The organism is Streptomyces sp. WAC04114 (assembly GCF_019733245.1).
In the GTDB taxonomy this organism is placed as follows: Bacteria; Actinomycetota; Actinomycetes; order Streptomycetales; family Streptomycetaceae; genus Streptomyces; species Streptomyces massasporeus_A.
In genome coordinates this window covers 1-19,662 of record NZ_JAIGQA010000108.1, presented here as the reverse complement: position 1 = coordinate 19,662, position 19,662 = coordinate 1, and the positions used below count along the sequence as shown (strand labels likewise).

Genomic DNA, 19,662 nt, shown 5'->3' with positions numbered 1-19,662 from the left:
ATCGGGGGCGACATCAGCGGGGGAGTCCGCGTTGGAAACGATCATCGTGCAGTTGCCCGGTACCGCCCAGTGGGGCGTGGAGGAGACGGGCAGTCCCGAACTGATCCACCTGGGGCCGGGGGACATCGCGGACTTCGGCCGCGGCGGGGCGGGGGTCCGCATCGTCCTGGCCGACCCGGGGATCTCCCGCAGGGCCGGGCAACTGGAGGCCGCGGGGGACTATTGGCGGCTGTCCAACTTCAGCCGCAGCGTGTCGTACGTGGTGGAGAACCTGGAGGGGGCCGGGGAGTACCTCACCGTCGCGCCCGGGCGGCTCGGGGCGCCCGTGCCCTTCGAGTTCTCCCGCGTGGTGCTGCCCGCCCTGTCGGGCACCGCCACGTTCAAGGTGTTCGCACCCCAGCACGCCTATCTCGGCGAGCAGTCCGTGCCGGGCGGCGGCGAACAGACCGTCCACCCCTTCGCCCTGGACCCCACGTCGAAGTACTTCCTCGTCCTGGTGGCCCTGTGCGAACCACGGCTGCGCGACCCCTCCGACTCGGCGCTGCCCGGCGTCGGGCAGATCGTGGAGCGGCTGCGGCCGCTGGAGTCCTGCCGGGACCTGACGCGCTCCGCGGTCAACTACCACATCGACTACCTCGCCTTCGCCAAATTGCGCCTGGACCTCGGCGAGGAGGCCACGACCGCGACCGACGGCGGCCGCACCGGCGCCAAGCGCACCCGGCTCGCCTCCGTCGCCCTGCGCTTCGGCCTGGTTCGCGAGGAACACCTCGGCCTGCTGCCGCCCCGCGGCGCCACACGCCTCACCGACCCGCAGGAGGCCGGCGCATGACGACGCCCGAGGAGCGGGACGACAGGCGGGACGACAAGCGGGACGACGAGCTGGAGGCGCCCCGCCCACCCGGCCTCCCGGAGGGCTTCCGCATCGAGGGCTGGGAAGTCGGCGCGGTCATCGGCTCCGGCGGTTGGGGAACCGTCTACGAGGCCCGTGCGGTCGCCGACGGCACGCCCGTCGCGGTGAAGGTGCTCCCGACCGGCTCCCTCGGGCCCGGGCAGCGCGCCGCACTCGGTGAACTCGTGGCGCGCGAAGTCCGGTTCAGCGCGGAGGCCGACCACCCCCACCTCGTCCGCACCCACGCCGTGTGCACCGTCGAGGCACCGCAACTGCCCGCCCTGGACGGCGCGATCGCGCTGGTCATGGACCGGGCCGAGGCCAGCCTGAAGGACGTACTGGACGCCGCCGGCACGGGCGGGCCGATCGCCGACGCCGACCGTGTGCTGCGCGGGGTCGCCGCCGGACTCGCCCACATGCACGACGCCGGGTGGGTGCACGGCGACCTCAAACCCGCCAACGTCCTGCTCGGCCCGGGCGGTCAGGTATGGCTGGCGGACTTCGGCCTGGCAACAGAACTCGACGGCACCCACGCCCACTTGCCGCCGCTCGGCACCCTCGACCACCTGCCGCCCGAGTGGTGGTCCCAGCGCACCGGCACCGATGGCGCCGTCGTCCGGCCCACCGCCGACATCTGGGCCTTCGGCGTCCTCACCCACCAGGTCCTCACCGGCGGGCTCCATCCCTTCCCGGGCGCGACGGCCCGGGCCCGCTCGCTCGCCGCCCAGACCTACGCCCGCGGCACCGCGCCCCTGCGGCTCGACGCGGGCCTGGACGAGGACATGCGGCGGCTGATCGCCGACTGCCTGGCCCCGGACCACGCCGCCCGGCTCCCGCACACGGCCGAAGGCGTCGCCGCCCGGGTCGACGCCGCCACCGCCGGCCCGCCCCGCCGCCGAAGACGCTTGGTGCCCGCCGTCGCGGCCGGGATCGTCGTCCTGACCGCCGGCGCGGTCGCCGGGGCGGCCCTCCTCGGGGGAGGCGGCGGCGCCCAGGACGACGAACGCGATCGCGCCACCCCCACCGTCACCGGCACGCCCAACCCGCCGGCCGGCGAGATCCCCGAGGACTCCGACGTGCCCGAGGCGCTGCGCCCCGTCATCGCCCGCGCGGCCCACCGCTGCACCGACGAGGAGATCACGCCCGCCCTGCTCGCCGCGATGATCAAAGCGGAGAGCGACTTCGACCCGAAGGCCTCCCGTCCGCAGAACGAGGAGTACGGCATCGCCATGTGGACGCCGTCGGTGTTCCGGGCCTGGGCGGTGGACGGGGACGGTGACGGCGACAAGGACCACATGTCGCCGCCGGACGCGATCTCCACCATGAGTCTGTACGTGTGCTGGCTGGACCAGCGCTTCAAACAGGCCGGGCTGCCGAAGAAGGACCTGCCCGCGCTCGTCGTGGCCGGCTACCGCACCAGCGACCGCACGGTCATCGAGGAACGCGGCGTACCGGAGCGGGTGAAGCCGCACGTGGACAAGGTGATGCGCTACCTCGCCGAGTACCAGCGCTGACCTGTACGACCGTGAGCGGTGGGCGGGGCCGCAGCCCTGCCCACCGCTCGTCCCCCGTTCCCGGCATGGCCGCTACGCGGCACACTCCGGGACGTTCGGCAGCCGGTTGTCCGGCGAGCTGATGTAGATGTTGGAGACGTAGCCGCCGTACTGGGGCAGATAGGCCCACCACTCGTTGGTGTAGGGCGGCACACTGACCACCTCGCCCCGGACCTGGCAGCCCACCAGCACCTCGACCCCGGCGGGCAGTTGCGTCATCCGGTCACCGACCGTGGCCGGCCCCCTGCGGACGTTCACGAACTCGCCCCAGGTGCCGAACCAGGTTCCGGCGGGCCGCTTCGCCCCCGGCACGTTCAGCGAGCGGGTCAGCCGGCCGATGTCGGTGTACGCCTTGCCGTACGACGTTCCGACCGGGTGCAGCGTCAGCACGGCCACGATCGAGCGGTCGTCCGCGCCCACCGTGCCGGTGGTGTGCAGCGCGGGACGGGTGAGGTCCACGGCCGCGGCGGTCCGGGGAGCCGGGGCGGCCGGCTCCGTCAGTGCTCCCGCCTGTGCTCCCGAGGACGCGGTCTGAGAGCCGCACGTGCCCTTCGCGTACTTCCCGGACCAGCCCTGCTTCACCGCCCAGGGCTTGTCGAACGCCCCGGCGATGCCGAAGTGCTGGTCGAAGTGGTCGGTGGCGGAGCAGCGGGTGGAGCGGCGCAGGTTGTCCATGATGAAGTCACGCACGGGTGCGGGCGCCTTCTCCAGGATGTACCGGTAGATCGCCACGGTGTCCCGTGCGGAGACGGCGGTGTAGCCCCAGTAGCCCGGGTAGTCGGCGGGCGGTGGCGCCGTGTCGCGCAGACCGAGCTCGGTCCGGTCGGTCGTCCGTTTGATGATCGCCGAGCCGCCGTACGCCGACCAGAAGTAGTCGGCTGCGTTGTCGTCGCTGCCGCGCAGCATCGGCTCCAGCCGGGCTCGGTCGGCCGCGGGGATGGTGTAGTCGGGCCCGCGGTTCCACAGGAAGTCCAGGGTCAGCAGGAGCTTGACGACCGACGCGGACCGGAACTGCGCACTGTCGTCGACCTGTTCGGTGAACTTGCCGGCTTCGCGGTCGTAGACGGCCACGCCGGCGGTGACACCGGGCGGGATCTGCGCGGCCGCGGCGGCCTGGACGGCCTCGGCGGCCCTGTCCGTCCGGGGGTGTGCCGCCGCACCGCTCGTGAGTGACGCGACCGTGACGACGGCCGCGAGTGCGGCCGCGCCGCGCAGGAGCATGCGCATGGTTGCCCTTCCTGCATCGCCCGGGTGGTCCTGCGGGGCCTTCGCCCGCGGCGCCACGATAGGAGTTCGGGTGCGACGGGCGGTCCTGACGTACGTCAGGACCCGGCCCGAGCGGGGCGACCTGCGGCTTCGACCCTGATAAGTGTCAGGTGTCGGCGGGGCGGTGACGCCCGTACGGTCACGACCAGCGAGCGGCGGCCGGCCGGGGGCCGGCCGCCGCGCACGACCGCATCACCCGCCGACACACGAAAGAGGGCTCATGAGCCGCCGATCACTCACGACACTGCTGGCCGCGGGGGGCGCCGCCGCGGTGATGGCGCTCCTTCCGACCACCGCCCAGGCCCAGCCGTTCTCGGGCGGCAACTACGGGCTCTACGGGCAGGAGGGCCAGTACCCCACCACCTCGTACTGCTCGGGCACGTTCCGGCAGATCGGAGCCACCAAGTACTTCGAGGGCATGGCCCTGAAGTACTTCTACTCCGACAAGTGCGGCTCGTTCGCCCGGATCGAGAACTCCCGGCCCGGCTGCGCGGCCGTACTGCAACGCTCCGACAACGGCACGGGCCGCAACGACGGCTGGGTCTCCGAGACCGTCGACTCCGGCATCGACTACGCCTACACGAAGATGGGCAACAACCTCAACGGCCGGGTCTCGCGCGCCCTGCTCTCGTGCGACGGCCACGACCTGCTGAACACCGGCTGGTACTGAGCCGCCCAACTCGCCGTAAAGGGGCGGCCGGTACTCCGGCCGCCCCTTCGGCGCGCACATGCCTGTGGCGGGCCACCGGGGAACCGGTGGCCCGCCACAGGCATGTGGAGGGTGCTGTGCGTCAGCAGTCCGGGACGCCGGCGATCTTCTCGCCGCCCCTGATGTACAGGTTGTTCACCCAGGCGATGTCGCTGCCCGAGAACTCCATCACGGCGGTCCACCAGTTGTTGGTGCCGACGGCCGGGTCGTGCACGGTCTGGCCCTGCGTCTGGCACAGCGCGTCGCCCCACCACTGCGAACGGACCGCGAGCCGCGGGGAGTCGGTGGTGGGCTGCTGGCGCAGGTTGACGTCGGTGGCCCAGATGTAGACGTCGGTGAGGGTCGGGTCGCCGTTGTTCGCCGCGGCGTCCGGGGCCGCCTGGGCCGTGGTGGCGAGGCCACCGACGGCGAGCGCGGTCACCGCGAGGCCCATGGCGGTACGGCTGATCAGTCGCTTCATGTGTGTCCCCCGAAGGACGAAGGTGAGAATGGGTGTGGCCGGAAGCGGTCCTGTTCCGGGTCGGCAGCGCCCCGCGACGGGCTGCTTGCCGACGTTCAGAACTGTAGGGAGACCCGGAACCACACGGTCCTGACAATTGTCAGGATCAGATCGGGACAGCCGGGACGAGCCGGCCCGGCCCGCCGCCGCGAATACGGCCGAAAACCGCTCGACCACCTCCACGGCCGTTGTCTACGATCCACCGCGCGGCATCGCGTGCCGGTCACCGGCCGGGTGAGGCATGGAGGCGCCGCCGAGATGCCCGTGGAGGCATTCCACCGTGTCAGTCGAGTTCAACCACACCATCGTCCTGTCCAAGGACAGGCAGAAGTCCGCTCATTTCCTCGCAGAGATCCTGGGACTCGAGGTCGGGACACCGACCGGGGTGTTCCTGCCCGTGACGACCGCCAACGGCGTCACGCTGGACTTCCTCACCATCGACGCCGACATCCCCATGCAGCACTACGCGTTCCTCGTCTCCGAGGAGGAGTTCGACGACGCCCTGGCCCGTCTCGTCGAGGCCCGCATCCCCATCCAGGCCGACCCGCACGGCAACCACCCCCGCCGCATCAACCGCAACGACGGCGGCCGGGGCGTCTACTTCCTCGACCCCGCCGGCCACGGCCTGGAGATCCTCACCCGCCCGTACGGAACGGACCCGGCCTCCGAGTTGAACGGCGTCACGGAGGACGTGCCCGGGGCCGTCTGAGTCGGCCCGGTCGGGTCAGCCACCGTCCGACTCGACCACCACGGGGGCCGGTTCCTGGCCGGCCCCCGCGGCGTGGTCCCGCCGGGGCAGCAGCAACGGCGTGACCAGGAGCAGGGCGCCGGCCACCGCGATCGCCGTGCGGGGAGTCGCCCAGGCGGCCAGTACGCCCCAGAGGGCCGTCACCGCCGCGGTGATGGCCTTGCCACTGGCCGACCAGGCGGACAGGGTGCGGGTGACCCGGTCCGTGGGGGTGCGGTCGAGGCGGTGTGTGGCGAGGACCGGGTTGAACACGCCGCAGCAGGTGATCAGGCCGAACTCGACCACCATGACCCAGGCCAGGCCGGGTGCCCCGGGACCGGTGAAGGCCAGGCCGACCGGCCAGCAGGCCCGCAGCGCCCCCGTCGTGAGCAGGACCCGTTGCCGGCCGTGGCGCGCGACGAGCCGTGGGGCCAGCCGGGAGCCGAGCAGCCCGCCGGTGCAGGGCACCGCGAACGCGAGGGCGTACTGCCAGGGTGAGAAGTGCAGGTCGTCCACCATCAGGATCAGGAGCGGCGGAGAGGCCGCCATGATCAGGGAGTTCACCAGCAGCGAGTTGAGGAACAGCGGGCGCAGGACCGGGTCGGCCAGGATGTGGCGCCAGCCCTCCAGCAGGTCGCCGGCCCGGGTCACCGCGGGGCCCGGTCGTGGAACGCGCTTCTCGGAGTCCCCGATCGCCCGGATGCCGAACGCCGAGACCAGGTAGCTCACCGCGTCGGCCACGACCGTCGTCACCGGGCCGAACAGACCGATCGCGGCCCCGCCCAACGGCGGACCGACCATGCTGGCGGTCCAGGTCGTGGCCTCGAACCGGCCGTTCGCCACGAGCAGGTCCTGCCGTGGCAGCAGGTCCTTCAGGAACGCCCCGGCCGCCGCGTTGAAAGTGATGTCGGCCGCCGCGACGACCACCGACACCAGCAGCAACTGGGCGAAGCCCAGCCGGCCGAGCGCGAACGCCACGGGGACGCTCAGCAGCACCACACACCGCACCACGTCCGCCGTCATCATCACCGGCCGCTTGCGGCGGATCTCCACCCACGGCCCGAGGGGCACCGACACCGCCGCGCCGACCGCCGGTCCCACCGCCGCGAGCAGCGATACTTGCGTCGGCCCGGCGTCCAGCGCCAGGACCGCGATCAGGGCGAACGCGTCGAACGCGAGCCAGGTGCCGGCCGTGCTGACCGCGTACGCGCCCCACAGCCACCCGAACCGCCGCCCCAGCGACCGCCTGCCCGCCACGTCCGGCGCACCCCCGCTCTCCCGGACAACCCCGCGTTGTCCGGGAGTCATCCAAGCGAGAAGGGGGCAGGCCGGGCAAACAACCGTTCCCGCCCGCGGCACAACCAACCGTTGTGACGTGCGACAGGTGCGGGGTGGCAGGTCAGCGCTGGTACAGCCCCACCAGCGTCCCGTCCGCGAGGCGGCGCTTCTCCACCTCCGCGTGCACCTGGTCCGCACGCGGCGCGTCAGGCAGGACACACGGTTCGGACAGGGCGTAGAGCCGGAAGAAGTAGTGGTGGGCGTCGTCACCCGGCGGGGGGTGGGGGCCGCCCCAGCCGCGCTGCCCGTAGCCGTTGACGAGCTCCGTGCCGCCCGGTGGGCTCTGCCCGGCCTCCACGCCCTCGCTGTGCGGGTCGATGCCGACCACGACCCAGTGCGCGAACGTGCCCGACGGGGCGTCGGGATCCTCGCACAGCAGGACCAGTTCGGCCGCGTCGTCCGGTACGCCGCTCCAGGCCAGCGGCGGAGAGACGTTCGGTCCCTCGTAGGCGTACCGGCGCGCGATGAACGAGTGGTCGTTGAACGCGTTGCTGCTGAGTTCGATGCCGGTCATGTGGCCCGGGGTACCCCCGAGGGCGCCGGGGCACACGGTTCGGGACCGATTCCACGGGTACCCGCCGGGGCGAGCCGGAACGAGACGGGAGAGGGAGGAACCCGACGATGTCTCCCCTGGCAGAAGAGCCCGCGGCGGACGTCCGGGAGGACCGGCGGGCCCCCGCCCGCACCGCCCGGCTGCGCAGCCGCATCCCCGAGCCGGACGAGGAACCGGACCTCCTCGGCCAGTACCTCGCGCAGATCTCCGCGACCCCACTGCTCACCGCCGAGGACGAGGTGTGGCTGGCGCGGCGGATGGAGACCGGCGTGCGGGCGCTGGAGGAACTGGATCCGGCGGACGCCGGCGAACACGACCTCACGGCCGAGCGGCGCCGGGACCTGGAGGAGGCCGTCCGCGACGGGCAGCGGGCCAAGGACCACATGGTCCGGGCCAACCTCCGGCTCGTGGTGTCGATGGCCAAACGGCACTCCCATCGCGGCCTGCCCATGCTGGACGTCATCCAGGAGGGCAACCTGGGGCTGATCCGGGCCGTGGAGAAGTTCGACCACACCAAGGGCTTCAAGTTCTCCACGTACGCGACCTGGTGGATCCGCCAGGCCATCGAACGGGGCCTGGCCGCGCACGCGCGCTCCGTCCGGCTGCCGATGCACGTCGTGGAGCAGCTGCAGAAGATCGCCAAGGTCGAGCGGCGGCTGCGACTCGACCTGGAGCGTGAGCCGACCGTCGAGGAGGTGGCCCGGGAGAGCGGCCTGGCCGAGGACAGGATCGGCTGGCTGCGCCATGTCGGACGGGACGCCGTCAGCCTGGACACGCCGGTGGACGACAAGGGCGAGACCGTCGTCGGCGACCTCATCGCCGACACCGAGGTGCTCCAGGCCCCTGAGGTGGCCGAGTTCCGGGCGCTCGCCGAGGAACTCCGTGAGGCCGTCGGCACGCTCGCGCCCCGCGAGGCCATGATTCTCAGCCTGCGCTACGGGCTGCACGACGGTCACACCCGCACTCTCAACGAGGTCGCACGGCGCGTCGGCCTGACCCGGGAGCGGGTACGCCAACTCGAGAAGGAGTCGCTGACCCGGCTGCGCGAGCCGGAGAACCGCGACCGGCTCCTGGCCTGGGCGGGCTGAACCCCGGCGACCAGCCTGGGCCGGCCCACCTCCCGGACAACCCCGTCACGCCGTCGGCGCGGGAACGACCAGCGACCCGTCGGCCTCCTGCCGCACCCCCACCCCACCGCTGATCCGGTCCAGCGCGCCACGCAGCCAGGCACCGTCCTCCCGGGACGCGGGCTCCAGACGCATCCGCCACGCCCGGAACGGCACCATGCGCAGCCCGGCCAGCCGTCCGGTGTCGGCCTCGACCGACACCAGGAACGCCAGCCGCAGGTCGTCGCGGTACTCCTCGTATCCGGAGATGCCCTCGTAGTCGTCGACGAAGTCGCCGCATCCGTAGAGGATCAGCCGGTCCCGGTACACCTCCAGCGGGCGGGGATGGTGCGAGGAGTGCCCGTGGACGACGTCGACACCGCCGTCGATCAGCGCGTGCGCGAAGCGGACCTGCTCCCGGGGGACGCGATACCCCCAGTTCGAGCCCCAATGCACCGACACCACGGTGAGGTCACCACCGGCCCGCCCCAGCCGCCGCAGCACGGTGCCGGCCGCATCGGACGAGAGGCGGGGCAGATACGCCACACCCGGCCGGTCCGCCGTGGCCGCCCAGCCGGCCGGGATGCCGCTGGAGTGCGCCCCGAGGGCGGACACCAGCAGTCGGCGGCCACCGGGGAGCGGGACCGCCGCGGGCGCGCACGCCTCGTCGGCGTCGCGTCCCGCGCCCGCCGTCCCCAGGCCCGCCCGGGCCAGCGCGTCCAGGGTGTCCAGCAGGCCCGGCCTGCCGAAGTCCAGGACGTGGTTGTTGGCCAGGACGGTCACGTCGGGCCGGGCCACGGCCAGCGCGGGCAGGTTCGCCGGGTGCATCCGGTAGTGGATCTCCTTGCCCGGCGCGAACGTGCCGCCGTCCGTCACGGACGTCTCCAGATTCACGATCCGGGCGTCGGGGGCCGCCTCGTCCAGCACCCGCAGCGCCTCACCCCATGGCCACGCCGCGTCCACGGGCACGGGCACCGGCCCGTGCGCCGACTCCGCCAGCCGGACGTAGGACCGGGCGTCCCGGACGTACGCCTCCCGCAGTGCCGGGTCACCGGGGTGCGCGAGGATCTGGTCGACGCCGCGCCCGAGCATCACGTCACCGCACAGGAACAGCGTCACGACGCCGCCGCCCACCCCTCCACGGTAGGCGCACCCGGGCCGCCGGGGGGCAGGCGTCGACCGTTACGGGCAGGCGCGCCCCGGGCCGCCGGGGCAGGCGTCGACCGTGACGGGCAGGCGCACTCCGGGCCGCCGGGGTCGGACGTCGACCGCCACGGGCAGGCGCACCCCGGGCTCAGGCGTCGACCGTCACCGGCAGGCGCACTCAGGGCCAAAGAGGTTCAGGCGTCGACCGTCACCGCACACGACCACCCGTACGGGTCCGGCCCGATCCGCAGCTCGTCCCACGCCACCGCCGTCGGCACCGCCCCCGTGATCTCCACGTCGGTGATGCCGGTGACGGCGAGCCGTACGTCCAGGCCGCCGTCGGCCTCGTCCGCCTCCACGTCCACGGGCACCTGCCCGTGGACCTCCAGCCGGAAGATGATCTCGTCCAGCAGCGCGGCGAGCAGGTCGTCGCTGCTCGCCTCGGGCAGCCGCACCCGGTCCACGGCGGTGGGCCGCACGCCGGAGACGTCCGCGAAACACTCGACCATCGCCAGGACGGCCTCCGCCAGGCAGTGCTCTCTGCACGCCGCCCACGCCTCGATCCGGATGTCTCCGGGATGCGGCACCGCCCGGTGCCCGCACTCGCCCGGCTGCCGTCCTTGCCCGCCGTCGCTCGTGTCACCGCCCATGAACATCGCCTGCCCGAGGCTCGCCCACCCATGCGGCCCCGGCCCCGGACGGGTGAATCAGACGGGCTCGTCCGCCAGGTACGGCGGCGCCGGGTCGTACTGGATGTAGCGCCGGACGGCCCGTGCGTGATCCCGGCCGTGCAGCCGCCCGACCAGCCACAACGCACTGTCGATCCCGGCCGAGACGCCCTGGCTGGTGACCAGGCCGCCGTCGACCACATAGCGGGCGTCCCGGACCACCGTCACGTCCCCGCGCGCCACCAGGGTGTCCTCCTGGCTCCAGTGCGTGGCCACCCGGCGCCCCCGGGCGGGTCCGGCGGCATGCAGCAGGAACGTGCCGGTACACACGCCGTGCACCCAGGTCGCCTGCTCCGCCGTCTTGGCGATCCAGCCGGTGACCACCGGGTTGTGCAGCTGGGTCTCACGCGCGCCCAGCCCGCCCGGCACATGCAGCACGTCCAGCGGCGGATGGTCGTCGAAGGTGTGGTCGGGCAGCACGCGCAAGCCCTTGTTGCAGCGCACGGGCCCGGCATGCTCGGAGACGAGCACGGCCGTGTCCCCGCTGTCCCGCAGCCGCGCGGAGACGGTGAAGACCTCCCAGGGCCCTACGAAGTCCAGCTCCTCGGCGTCTTCGAAGACCAGCAGGCCGTAGGTCGTCATGCGCTTGTCCCTTCCTCTGTTCCTTCATCCTCTGTTCCTTCATCTGAGAGTTCCGCGAGATCGGCCAGGGCCCCGCTCGTGGAGCGGAACCTGGCGCGGTAGTCCGACGGCGCGACACCGAGCCGGCGGTGGAACGTGCGGCGCAGGGTCTCGGCGGTGACGAAGCCACAGCGCCGGGCGATGGCATCGACCGGTTCGTCCCCGTCCGTCAGCGCCCGCCGGGCCGCCTCGACGCGCACCCGCTCGACGTACGTCGCCGGCGGCACACCGAGTTCGGCGGTGAAGCGGCGCTGAAGGTGACGCGGGCTCAGCCCGGCATGTGCGGCGAGACCCGCGATGTCGTGCCGGGCGCCGGGATCGGCGTGGATCGCGCCGACGGCGGCCCGCACCGGATCCGTCGCGGGCTGCCGCGACCACAGCGCCACGCTGAACTGCGACTGCCCGCCCGGCCGGCGCAGGAACAGCACCAGCCGCCGGGCCACCTCGTGCGCGACGCCGCGGCCGAGATCGTCCTCCACCAGGGCGAGCGCCAGATCCATCCCGGCGGTCACCCCGGCCGACGTCCACACCCGCCCGTCCCGGACGAAGATCGGGTCGCAGTCCACGCGCACCTCGGGATGCTCCCGGGCCAGCTGGTCCCCACGCGCCCAGTGCGTGGTGACCCGCCGCCCGTCCAGCAGACCGGCGGCCGCCAGCAGGAACGCCCCGCTGCACACCGAGGCCACCCGCCGGGCACCCGCCGCCGCGGCGGCGACCCAAGCGACGAGCGCCGCGTCCTCCCGGGCCCGGTCGACGCCCCGGCCGCCGACCACCACGAGGGTGTCCGTCCCGGCCGGGTCGAGGTCCGTCACGCCGTGGGCGGCGTGCATGACCAGCCCGCTCACCGACCGGACCGGCCCCGCCCGGGTGGCCACGACCTCGCAGGCGTACTCGCCCGCGCTGTGGAACACCTCGTGCGGTCCGGTGAGGTCGAGCGGCTGGAAGCCGTCGAAGACGACGAAGACGATACGGCGATCGGTCACGCCCCTCACGCTCCATCGGCGCTCGGTACGGCGTCAACGACACGCACCCCACAGATCGCGCCATGGGACATCCACCGCGGCGTGGGTACCACGGGAACCGGGGGAGAGGAGGCTGACGATGATGTCCCGGACGGTCACCCTGCCCGCCGGCGGCGCGGATCTCACCGGCGACCTGGCCGTGCCCCCGGATGCCCGCGCGGTCGTGCTGTTCGCGCACGGCAGCGGCAGCTCCCGGCACAGTCCCCGCAACCGCGAGGTCGCCGCCGGTCTGCGCACCGCGGGGCTCGGCACCCTGCTGATCGACCTGCTCACCGAGGAGGAGGAACGCCGCGACGCCGTCACCGCCGAACTCCGCTTCGACATCCCCCTGCTGGGCCGCCGACTGGTCGCCGCCCTCGACTGGCTGGCGCAGGAGCCCGGCACCTCGGACCTGCCCGTCGTCCTGTTCGGCGCCAGCACCGGCGCGGGCGCGGCCCTGGTCGCCGCCGCGCAACGCCCCGACCGGGTAGGGGCGGTCGTCTCGCGCGGTGGGCGGCCCGACCTGGCCGGTGACGCCCTGGACGCCGTACGGGCACCGGTGCTGCTGATCGTCGGCGGCCGGGACACGCATGTGCTGCGGCTCAACGAGGAGGCGGCCAGGCGGCTGCCCGGTCCCCACACCCTCCACGTGGTCCCCGGCGCGACCCACCTGTTCGAGGAACCGGGCGCGCTCGACCAGGTCACCGAGGCGGCCCGGCAGTGGTGCGACGAGCGGATACGGGCCGACACAGGCGGGTGACCGGTCGGCGCGCTTCGTCCGACCGGTCGGCGCTTCGTCCGGCGGGCCCGGGGGTACGCGGGAGCCGGACCGGCCTGGGTCCTCTTTCGTGCGGGAAGCGGAGGTGACCGTCATGCGGTTCCGTGATCGCCGGCAGGCCGGTGAGGAACTGGCCGAAACACTGCGCACCCGGCAGCGCGAGGGGCACCTGCCCGACCCCCTCGTCCTCGCCCTGCCCCGCGGCGGAGTCGCCGTGGCCCGCGAGGTCGCCGCCGCGCTGGACGCCCCGCTCGACGTGCTCGTCGTTCGGAAGATCGGGGCACCTCACCATGAGGAGCTGGGCGTCGGCGCCATGGCCGGGGACGAGGTGCCGCTCCTCGACGAGGACGCCCTGCGTCACCTCGGTATCGGCGAGGCCGCGCTCGCTCCCGTCATCGAGCGGGAGCGCGCCGAACTGCGGCGCCGCGAGCGGCTGTACCGGCAGGGCCGACCCGCCCCGGACCTGCGCGGACGGACCGTGATCGTCGTCGACGACGGCCTGGCGACCGGCTCCACGGCCCGCGCCGCGCTGCGCTTCGTACGCCGTCAGGAGCCCGGGAAGGTGCTGCTGGCCGCGCCGGTGTGCTCCCCGGAGGGCGCCGATCTGATGCGCGCCGAGGCCGACGAGGTGGTCTGCCTGCACCGGCCGGCCGCGTTCATGGCGGTGGGCCTCTGGTACGAGAACTTCGACCAACTGACGGACCAGGACGTCCTGGAGGCGCTGCACGTGCAGCTGTGACCCACTGTGCACCTGACAGCACTGGCGGAAATCAGCCACACCGGACGACGACGTGCCTTCCCGGGTCAGACGACGCCGTCCGTGCGGAGGGCCGCCACCTCCTCGGCGGTGCGGCCCAGCTCGGTGAGGATGGCCTCGGTGTGCTCGCCCACGGCCGGCACGGGGTCCATGCGCGCGGGCAGACCCGCGAGGTCGGCGGGCGGGAGCAGCGCCTCCACGGTGGCGCCCGGCACCTCGACCTCGCTCCAGCGGCCACGGGCGGCCAGTACGGGGTGGTCCAGGAAGGCGCCGACGTCGTTGACCCCGGCGCAGGCGATGCCGATGCGCTCCAGGTCCTTGAGGATCTCGTCGGAGCCGGAGCGGGCGAACCGCTCGGCGACGACGGCGTTCAGCTCCTCGCGGTGAGCGACACGGTCGGAGCCGGTGGCGAACCGCGGATCGTCGACCAGCTCGGGGCGTCCGAGGAACTCGGCGCACAGAGCGACCCACTCCCGCTCGTTCTGGATGGAGAACAGCACCTCCTTGCCGTCGGCCGCGGTGTACGTCCCGTACGGCGCGATGGTGGCGTGCTGCGTGCCCAGACGCGGGGGCTGGGTGCCGCCGTACCGGGTGTAGTAGGCGGGCTGGCCCATCCACTCCGCGAGCGCCTCGAACAGGGACACCTCCACGGGATGGGCCTCGCCGGTGGTGGCACGGGTGTACAGGGCGGTGAGGACGCCGCTGTAGGCGTACATCCCGGCGGCGATGTCGGCGACGGAGATCCCGGTCCGGGCGGTTCCTTCGGGCGTCCCGGTCAGTGACACCAGCCCGGTCTGGCACTGCACGAGCAGGTCGTAGGCCTTGCGGTCGGACCAGGGGCCGGTCGTGCCGTAGCCGGAGATCGTGCAGGGGATCAGGTTCGGGCGCCGGCCGGTGACGGTGGCGGCGTCCAGCCCGAGCCGGGCGGCGGCGCCCGGCGCGAGGTTCTGCACGAACACGTCGGCGCCGTCGAGGAGGTCGTGCAGGATCTCGTGGCCGCGGGGGTCCTTCAGGTCGAGCGTGAGGGACTCCTTGGAGCGGTTGAGCCACACGAAATAGCTGGAGTGGCCGTGCACGGTCGTGTCGTACCGGCGCGCGAAGTCACCACCGCCCGGCCGCTCCACCTTGATCACCCGGGCACCGAGGTCGGCGAGCTGCCGCGTGGCGTAGGGCGCGGCCACGGCCTGCTCCAGACTGACCACCGTGACCCCGGCCAGGGGGTAGCGCTGCACGCTCATGCCTCAAGCTCCTGAATCGTGTACGGGGGGCTTGGACAGTTTGCCGCAGGGGGAGGGACGCAGGGGCCGGCCACCGACGCGATCCGGATCACGCCGGAAGGCGGTTTCACGGGCGGTGGCGACGGTGACGTGGGGCATTCGCCGACGCGGCATCCGGATGCCCGGGCACCTCGGCGATCTCATCGAGCGTGAGCCCGGACTGATCATGTCCTTGATCAGCTCCAGGGCGGCGGCGGGTTCGGGGACGGGGACGCCGCCGGGTGGCGGAAGCTGCCCGCCGTTCGGCGTGCGGCCGCGGCGCAGGGCGTGTGCACCGCGGTGGCGCGGCGCCGAAGGTGGCGCCGGGCGCCGAGTCTCCCCCCCGCTGCCCGGAGGCGGAGCCGCTTTGCGGGGCCCGCTGCCCGCCGCAGCTATACCCTTTTTGTTACTTAGGCCGATTGATGCGGATTGGTGTTCATTCGGCAGGGATGAGTATGAGGTGACGAGGGAACAGCAGACGCCGGGGTCGCCCGGTGCGGGCAGCCCGGAGCAGGTCGACGGACTGCCGTTCAGCCCACGCGTTCTCGCCACCGCGCGCCGGGTGGCCGGGATCGCGGCCCTGGCAGCCGGTCTGCTGGGCCTGGTGAGTCTGATCGGCTGGACCTTGGGGGCCGACGCTCTGAAGGAAGTGCTGCCCGGGGTCTCGGTGGCCATGAAGGCCAACACCTCCGTCGCTGTCGTGGCGCTCGCGCTTTCCCTGTACGTGATCTCCCTCCGCCGGATCAGCCCGGTCGCGCTCGCCGTGTCCCGTGCGGCGGCGGTCCTCGTCACTCTGATCGCCACGCTCACCGTCGCGGAGGCCGTGATCGGTGCGGACCTGGGCATCGACGAGTTGCTCTTCAAGGACGACACCGTCCACCAGGGGACGGGGCCGCCGGGGCGGATGGCGCCGAACACGACTGCGGCGCTGATCGCCGGGGGAGTGGGCGCCCTGTGCGCGAGTGTGCCCCGGATCCCCGTCTGGGTGAGTCAGATCCTGGGCCTGGGCGTCGGCGCTCTCGGCATGCTGAGGCTGTACGGGGCCGCCTACGGAGTGACCGAACTGGATCAGTTCGGTCCCTACTCGGGCATGGCTCTGCACACCGCGACGGCGTTGATACTGTTCGGTACGGCGCTCTTCCTGGCCCATCCGGGCGAGGGCGGCGCGGGGCTGATACTGAACGCGGGCACGACGGGCGCGCTCGGACGATGGCTGTTCGTCACCGTCGTGATCGTGCCGCCGCTGCTGGGCTGGGCCGTTCTGACCGCCGAGGACGCCGGGCTGTTCGGGGAGCGGCTGGGAACCGGGCTGCTCGTCTTCGGCCACGTGACCGTGTTCACGGCGGTGATCTTCACGACCCTGGCCGTGGGCCGCCGCGTCGAGGTGGCCCACGCCCGTCTCGCGTGGCGGGTGCGTCAGAACGAACTGCTGCAGGCCTTCATCGAGTACACGCCCGCGATGGTGTTCATCAAGGATCTCGAGGGCCGTCTCCTGGCGGTCAACACGAGGTTCGAGCAGACCTTGCGCCTGTCCCGGGAGCAGGTCCTGGGCCGTCTCGACCAGGACGTCCTGCCGCCCGACTTCGCCCGTCAGGCGCGCGCCTCCGACCTCGCCGTGCTGGCGGAGGGCCGGCCGATACAGCGGCAGAAGACATTTGACCTGCCGGGAGGCCGGCGGGAGTTCCTGTCCACCCGGTTCCTGCTCAACGACACATCCGGCGCGCCGTACGCCCTGGGCGGCGTGTACATCGACATCACCGACCGCGTCGCGGCCGAACGCGAGGTCCGGCGGGCGCACCGGCGGTTCGTCGCGCTGCTGGAGTCCGCTCCCGACGCCACCCTGATCACCGACGGCGACGGCATGGTCGTCATGGCCAACCCGCAGGTGAAACGCCTCTTCGGACACGAGCCGGGTGATCTCGTCGGCACCGAGGTGGTCGGACTGGTGCCCGCTGCTCGGCGCCGGCGGCACTGCGCGCTCCTGCGTGCCTACCTCCGCCTGCGTGATCCGAAGCCGACGGTTCTGGACAAGGACCTGTACGGGCTGCGCGGCGACGGCTCCGAGTTTCCCGTCGAGGTGAGCGTCAGCAGCCTGCGGGCCGAGCAGGAGACCCTCGTGGTCCTGACTGTCCGGGACATCACCGAGCGCAGACGGCTGGAGGCCGAACGAGCCGAGCGCTACGAGCAGCAGCGGCGGATCGCCTACACCCTTCAGCACAGCCTCATGGGGGAGCCGCCCCGACTGGCGTACCTGCCCTGCGCCTACCGGTACCTGGCGTCCGTCCAGGACCCCGGGGTCGGCGGCGACTGGTTCGACGTCATCCCGCTCGACGAGCACCGCACGGGCGTCCTCATCGGCGACGTCATGGGCCGGGGCCTGGAGGCCGCAGCCGTCATGGGGCAGCTGCGTTCCGCTTCCCACGCCCTGGCCCGCGCGGGGGCCGCCCCCAGCGGCTTGATGAAGGCCCTCGACCGGTTCGTCGGCGACCTGGCGGGCCAGCTGGTCACCAGTGTCTACCTGATCCTGGACCAGGACAGGCACGAACTCACCCTGTGCTCGGCGGGACACCTGCCCGTCATCGCCCTGCCGCCCGACGGGCCCGCCTGCCGGCTGAAGGCACCGGTCGGCGTGCCGTTGGGCGTCAACGACGCGACGTACGCGGTGCCCTTCGAGGAAGTGACCCTGCCGCTGCCGCCGGGCAGTGCCCTCGTGCTCTACACGGACGGGCTGGTCGAGAGGCCCGGCACCGACATCGAGGCCCAGGTCGACGTGCTGACCGACACCGTCGGCGTCGCGCTGAAGGGTGCCCCGGTCGACGACCGCGGCGCCCTCGACCGGGCGGCGGACTGCCTGCTCAGGACCTTGATCGCGGACGCGGACGCCTCTGACGACGACGTGACGCTGCTGGTGCTCGGCGTTCCCGGCCCCCGGGAGAACGGGAGCCGGGCCCGACCGGCACCCGCCGCGGATGACGGGCCCCAGGCCTGACCGGCACCCGCCGCGGCGCGCGTCGGACGAGCGTCCGGAGCGAGCGTGGACTCTGATTCGCGCGCATCGATGCCCTGACGGTCACCCCGGCTCCTGACGGTCACCCCGGCTCCTGACGGTCACCCCGGCTCCTGACGGGTCACCGCGCCGAGGGAACTCCCGGTGCCGCACTCAACGGCTCGCGGCACTCGGGGGGCCGCGGGTCCGCTGCGCGAGACGACGCGCGTTCCGCGGCCGTCGGCGACCCGGACCTGCAACGAGCCGCATCCGCAGCGCGTCCACTCCGTGTGGCCCGTCGCGGTGGCGTGCCGGGACAGCACACGGAACGGCTCGCCTGCGTCCGGCCAACCGCAATGCGGGCAGGCGGCGGTGGCACCGGTGGCCTCGGTGCTGGTCATGTCTGACTCCTCGTACGTCGTGGTGGTGGACCGTCGCGACACAGCCAGGGTGCGTCCGGAGATCCGTACACGTCCAGGTTGACTTTGTGGACGTCACTGTGAAGCCTGGCCTTCATGATTGACCTGCGTCGGCTGCACGTCCTGAGGGCGGTCGCCCACTACGGCACGGTCACCGCGGCCGCCCGAGCCCTGCACTTCACGCCGTCCGCCGCCTCCCAGCAGGTACGGCAGCTCGCCCGCGACCTGGGCGTCGACCTGCTGGAGCCACAGGGGCGCGGGGTGCGTCTCACCCCGGCCGCCGAGAGCCTGCTCGCGCACGCCGACGCCATCCAGGCCCGCTGGGACCAGGCCGAACTGGATCTACGGGCCGACCACGGGGCGCCCTCCGGGGTGCTGCGGGTCACCGGCTTCCCGGTGGCCGTCTCGGTGCTGCTGGCGCCGATGGCGGCCCGGCTGGGGGAGCGGCACCCGCGGCTGTCCGTCCGGATCACCGAGGCGGGTGTACCGGAGAGTTTCGACCTGCTCTTCGAGGGCGCGACCGACCTGGCCGTCGTCGAAGCGACCCCGCACAACCCGCCGTTGAGCGACACGCGGTTCGACCAGCAGCCGCTGCTCGACGACCCGTTCGACCTCGTCGTGCCCGAGGGCCACCGGCTGGCGGGACGGACCCGGGTCGATCTCGCCGAGGCGGCGCGGGAGGCGTGGATCGCGCCGGTGGAGGACAGTCCCTGCCGACCGCACGTCCTCTCCGCCTGCGGCGCGGCCGGGTTCACCCCCGAGGTCGTCCATCACGCCCTCGACTGGCACGTCTGCGCCCACCTCGTGGCCCACCGGCTCGGCGTCGCCCTCATCCCGCGTCTGGCCCATCTCACCCCGCATCTGCCGATCACCCGGGTCCGCTGCACCGGTAATCCCCACCGCAAGCTCCTGACCTGCACCCGGACCGGCGGGCACGCCCGCCCGGCGGTGGCGGCGGCCCTGGAGGAACTACGGGGTCTGGCTCTCACGGCGGTCGCTTGAGGATCCGGGCGGTGGTAGGCCCCGACGGTCCGGCCGTCCCGGCGTCCTGGCCATCCGGCCGTCCCGGCCGTCCCGGGCTGGCCTTCCGGCCGTCCCTGGCCTTCCGGCCGTCCCTGGCCTTCCGGCCGTCCCGGCCGTCGGGACGGCTGGCCATCCGACCGCCCGACGGGCCGTCCGCCCATCCGGCATACGCCTGCCCGTCTGCCCGTCTGCCCGTCTGCACGTCCGCCCCTCCGGCGGTCCGTCAGGCCGCCCGATGGCCGTCCGCGGGCCGCCCAACAACCCGGCTGCCCGCCCGGCCACTCCGGAGACGGACAGAGGCGGACAG

19 protein-coding genes are annotated in these 19,662 nt (G+C 73.1%); 9 read left to right on the top strand and 10 right to left on the bottom strand.

What is annotated here, in order from left to right:
• Positions 1-31: 31 nt before the first annotated feature.
• A complete protein-coding gene (locus K4G64_RS24955) occupies positions 32-829 on the top strand; it encodes a serine/threonine protein kinase (RefSeq protein ID WP_221758241.1) in 798 nt (265 codons plus the stop codon).
• Entirely contained in the window at positions 826-2,403 is a 1,578-nt protein-coding gene (locus tag K4G64_RS24950; RefSeq protein ID WP_221758240.1) for a serine/threonine-protein kinase, read from the top strand. The genes K4G64_RS24955 and K4G64_RS24950 overlap by 4 nt, the downstream gene beginning before the upstream one ends.
• A 72-nt stretch (positions 2,404-2,475) precedes the next feature.
• Here the strand turns inward: K4G64_RS24950 and K4G64_RS24945 are convergent, their stop codons facing one another.
• Positions 2,476-3,669: a hypothetical protein gene (locus K4G64_RS24945; protein ID WP_221758239.1), complete on the bottom strand. Its 1,194-nt coding sequence runs from the start codon at positions 3,667-3,669 to the stop codon at positions 2,476-2,478.
• 259 nt (positions 3,670-3,928) lie between these two features.
• Here K4G64_RS24945 and K4G64_RS24940 point away from each other — a divergent pair, with 259 nt between their 5' ends.
• Entirely contained in the window at positions 3,929-4,378 is a 450-nt protein-coding gene (locus K4G64_RS24940; protein ID WP_221758238.1) for a hypothetical protein, read from the top strand.
• Between the two features lie 121 nt (positions 4,379-4,499).
• Here K4G64_RS24940 and K4G64_RS24935 read toward each other — a convergent pair whose 3' ends face one another.
• Positions 4,500-4,877, bottom strand: a complete 378-nt coding sequence (locus tag K4G64_RS24935; protein WP_221758237.1) for a peptidase M23 — start codon at positions 4,875-4,877, stop codon at positions 4,500-4,502.
• A gap of 319 nt (positions 4,878-5,196) precedes the next feature.
• Here K4G64_RS24935 and K4G64_RS24930 point away from each other — a divergent pair, with 319 nt between their 5' ends.
• Positions 5,197-5,625, top strand: a complete 429-nt coding sequence (locus tag K4G64_RS24930) for a VOC family protein (protein ID WP_221758236.1) — start codon at positions 5,197-5,199, stop codon at positions 5,623-5,625.
• A 15-nt stretch (positions 5,626-5,640) separates the two neighbouring features.
• Here the strand turns inward: K4G64_RS24930 and K4G64_RS24925 are convergent, their stop codons facing one another.
• Positions 5,641-6,900, bottom strand: a complete 1,260-nt coding sequence (locus K4G64_RS24925) for an MFS transporter (RefSeq protein ID WP_221758235.1) — start codon at positions 6,898-6,900, stop codon at positions 5,641-5,643.
• 142 nt (positions 6,901-7,042) lie between these two features.
• Complete coding sequence (locus K4G64_RS24920) at positions 7,043-7,495, bottom strand: YbhB/YbcL family Raf kinase inhibitor-like protein (RefSeq protein WP_221758234.1); 453 nt, start codon at positions 7,493-7,495, stop codon at positions 7,043-7,045.
• 107 nt (positions 7,496-7,602) lie between these two features.
• Here K4G64_RS24920 and K4G64_RS24915 point away from each other — a divergent pair, with 107 nt between their 5' ends.
• Positions 7,603-8,622 carry a sigma-70 family RNA polymerase sigma factor gene (locus K4G64_RS24915; protein ID WP_221758233.1) on the top strand — a complete coding sequence of 340 codons (1,020 nt, stop codon included), beginning with the start codon at positions 7,603-7,605 and terminating at the stop codon, positions 8,620-8,622.
• A gap of 45 nt (positions 8,623-8,667) precedes the next feature.
• Here K4G64_RS24915 and K4G64_RS24910 read toward each other — a convergent pair whose 3' ends face one another.
• From K4G64_RS24910 to K4G64_RS24895, 4 genes are all read right to left on the bottom strand, one after another.
• Entirely contained in the window at positions 8,668-9,774 is a 1,107-nt protein-coding gene (locus K4G64_RS24910) for a CapA family protein (RefSeq protein WP_221758232.1), read from the bottom strand.
• Positions 9,775-9,980: 206 nt separating this feature from the next.
• Positions 9,981-10,436 carry an archease gene (locus K4G64_RS24905; protein ID WP_221758231.1) on the bottom strand — a complete coding sequence of 152 codons (456 nt, stop codon included), beginning with the start codon at positions 10,434-10,436 and terminating at the stop codon, positions 9,981-9,983.
• 57 nt (positions 10,437-10,493) lie between these two features.
• Positions 10,494-11,096, bottom strand: a complete 603-nt coding sequence (locus K4G64_RS24900; RefSeq protein WP_221758230.1) for a DJ-1/PfpI family protein — start codon at positions 11,094-11,096, stop codon at positions 10,494-10,496.
• Positions 11,093-12,118, bottom strand: coding sequence for a DJ-1/PfpI family protein (locus tag K4G64_RS24895; protein ID WP_308122482.1), 1,026 nt, complete (start codon positions 12,116-12,118; stop codon positions 11,093-11,095). The genes K4G64_RS24900 and K4G64_RS24895 overlap by 4 nt, the downstream gene beginning before the upstream one ends.
• Positions 12,119-12,236: 118 nt before the next feature.
• Between K4G64_RS24895 and K4G64_RS24890 the strand changes: the two genes are divergently transcribed.
• Positions 12,237-12,896: a dienelactone hydrolase family protein gene (locus tag K4G64_RS24890; RefSeq protein WP_221758229.1), complete on the top strand. Its 660-nt coding sequence runs from the start codon at positions 12,237-12,239 to the stop codon at positions 12,894-12,896.
• 112 nt (positions 12,897-13,008) lie between these two features.
• On the top strand, positions 13,009-13,653 hold the full coding sequence (locus tag K4G64_RS24885) for a phosphoribosyltransferase (RefSeq protein ID WP_221758228.1): 645 nt from the start codon (positions 13,009-13,011) through the stop codon (positions 13,651-13,653).
• A 65-nt stretch (positions 13,654-13,718) separates the two neighbouring features.
• On the opposite strand, the gene K4G64_RS24880 is transcribed toward K4G64_RS24885, so the two are convergent.
• Positions 13,719-14,909, bottom strand: a complete 1,191-nt coding sequence (locus tag K4G64_RS24880; RefSeq protein ID WP_221758227.1) for a CaiB/BaiF CoA-transferase family protein — start codon at positions 14,907-14,909, stop codon at positions 13,719-13,721.
• Between the two features lie 478 nt (positions 14,910-15,387).
• Here K4G64_RS24880 and K4G64_RS24875 point away from each other — a divergent pair, with 478 nt between their 5' ends.
• Entirely contained in the window at positions 15,388-17,916 is a 2,529-nt protein-coding gene (locus K4G64_RS24875) for a SpoIIE family protein phosphatase (protein ID WP_221758226.1), read from the top strand.
• A 119-nt stretch (positions 17,917-18,035) separates the two neighbouring features.
• Here K4G64_RS24875 and K4G64_RS24870 read toward each other — a convergent pair whose 3' ends face one another.
• A complete protein-coding gene (locus K4G64_RS24870) occupies positions 18,036-18,314 on the bottom strand; it encodes a hypothetical protein (protein ID WP_260460929.1) in 279 nt (92 codons plus the stop codon).
• 114 nt (positions 18,315-18,428) lie between these two features.
• Between K4G64_RS24870 and K4G64_RS24865 the strand changes: the two genes are divergently transcribed.
• Entirely contained in the window at positions 18,429-19,334 is a 906-nt protein-coding gene (locus K4G64_RS24865; RefSeq protein ID WP_221758225.1) for a LysR family transcriptional regulator, read from the top strand.
• The last annotated feature ends 328 nt before the right edge of the window (positions 19,335-19,662 follow it).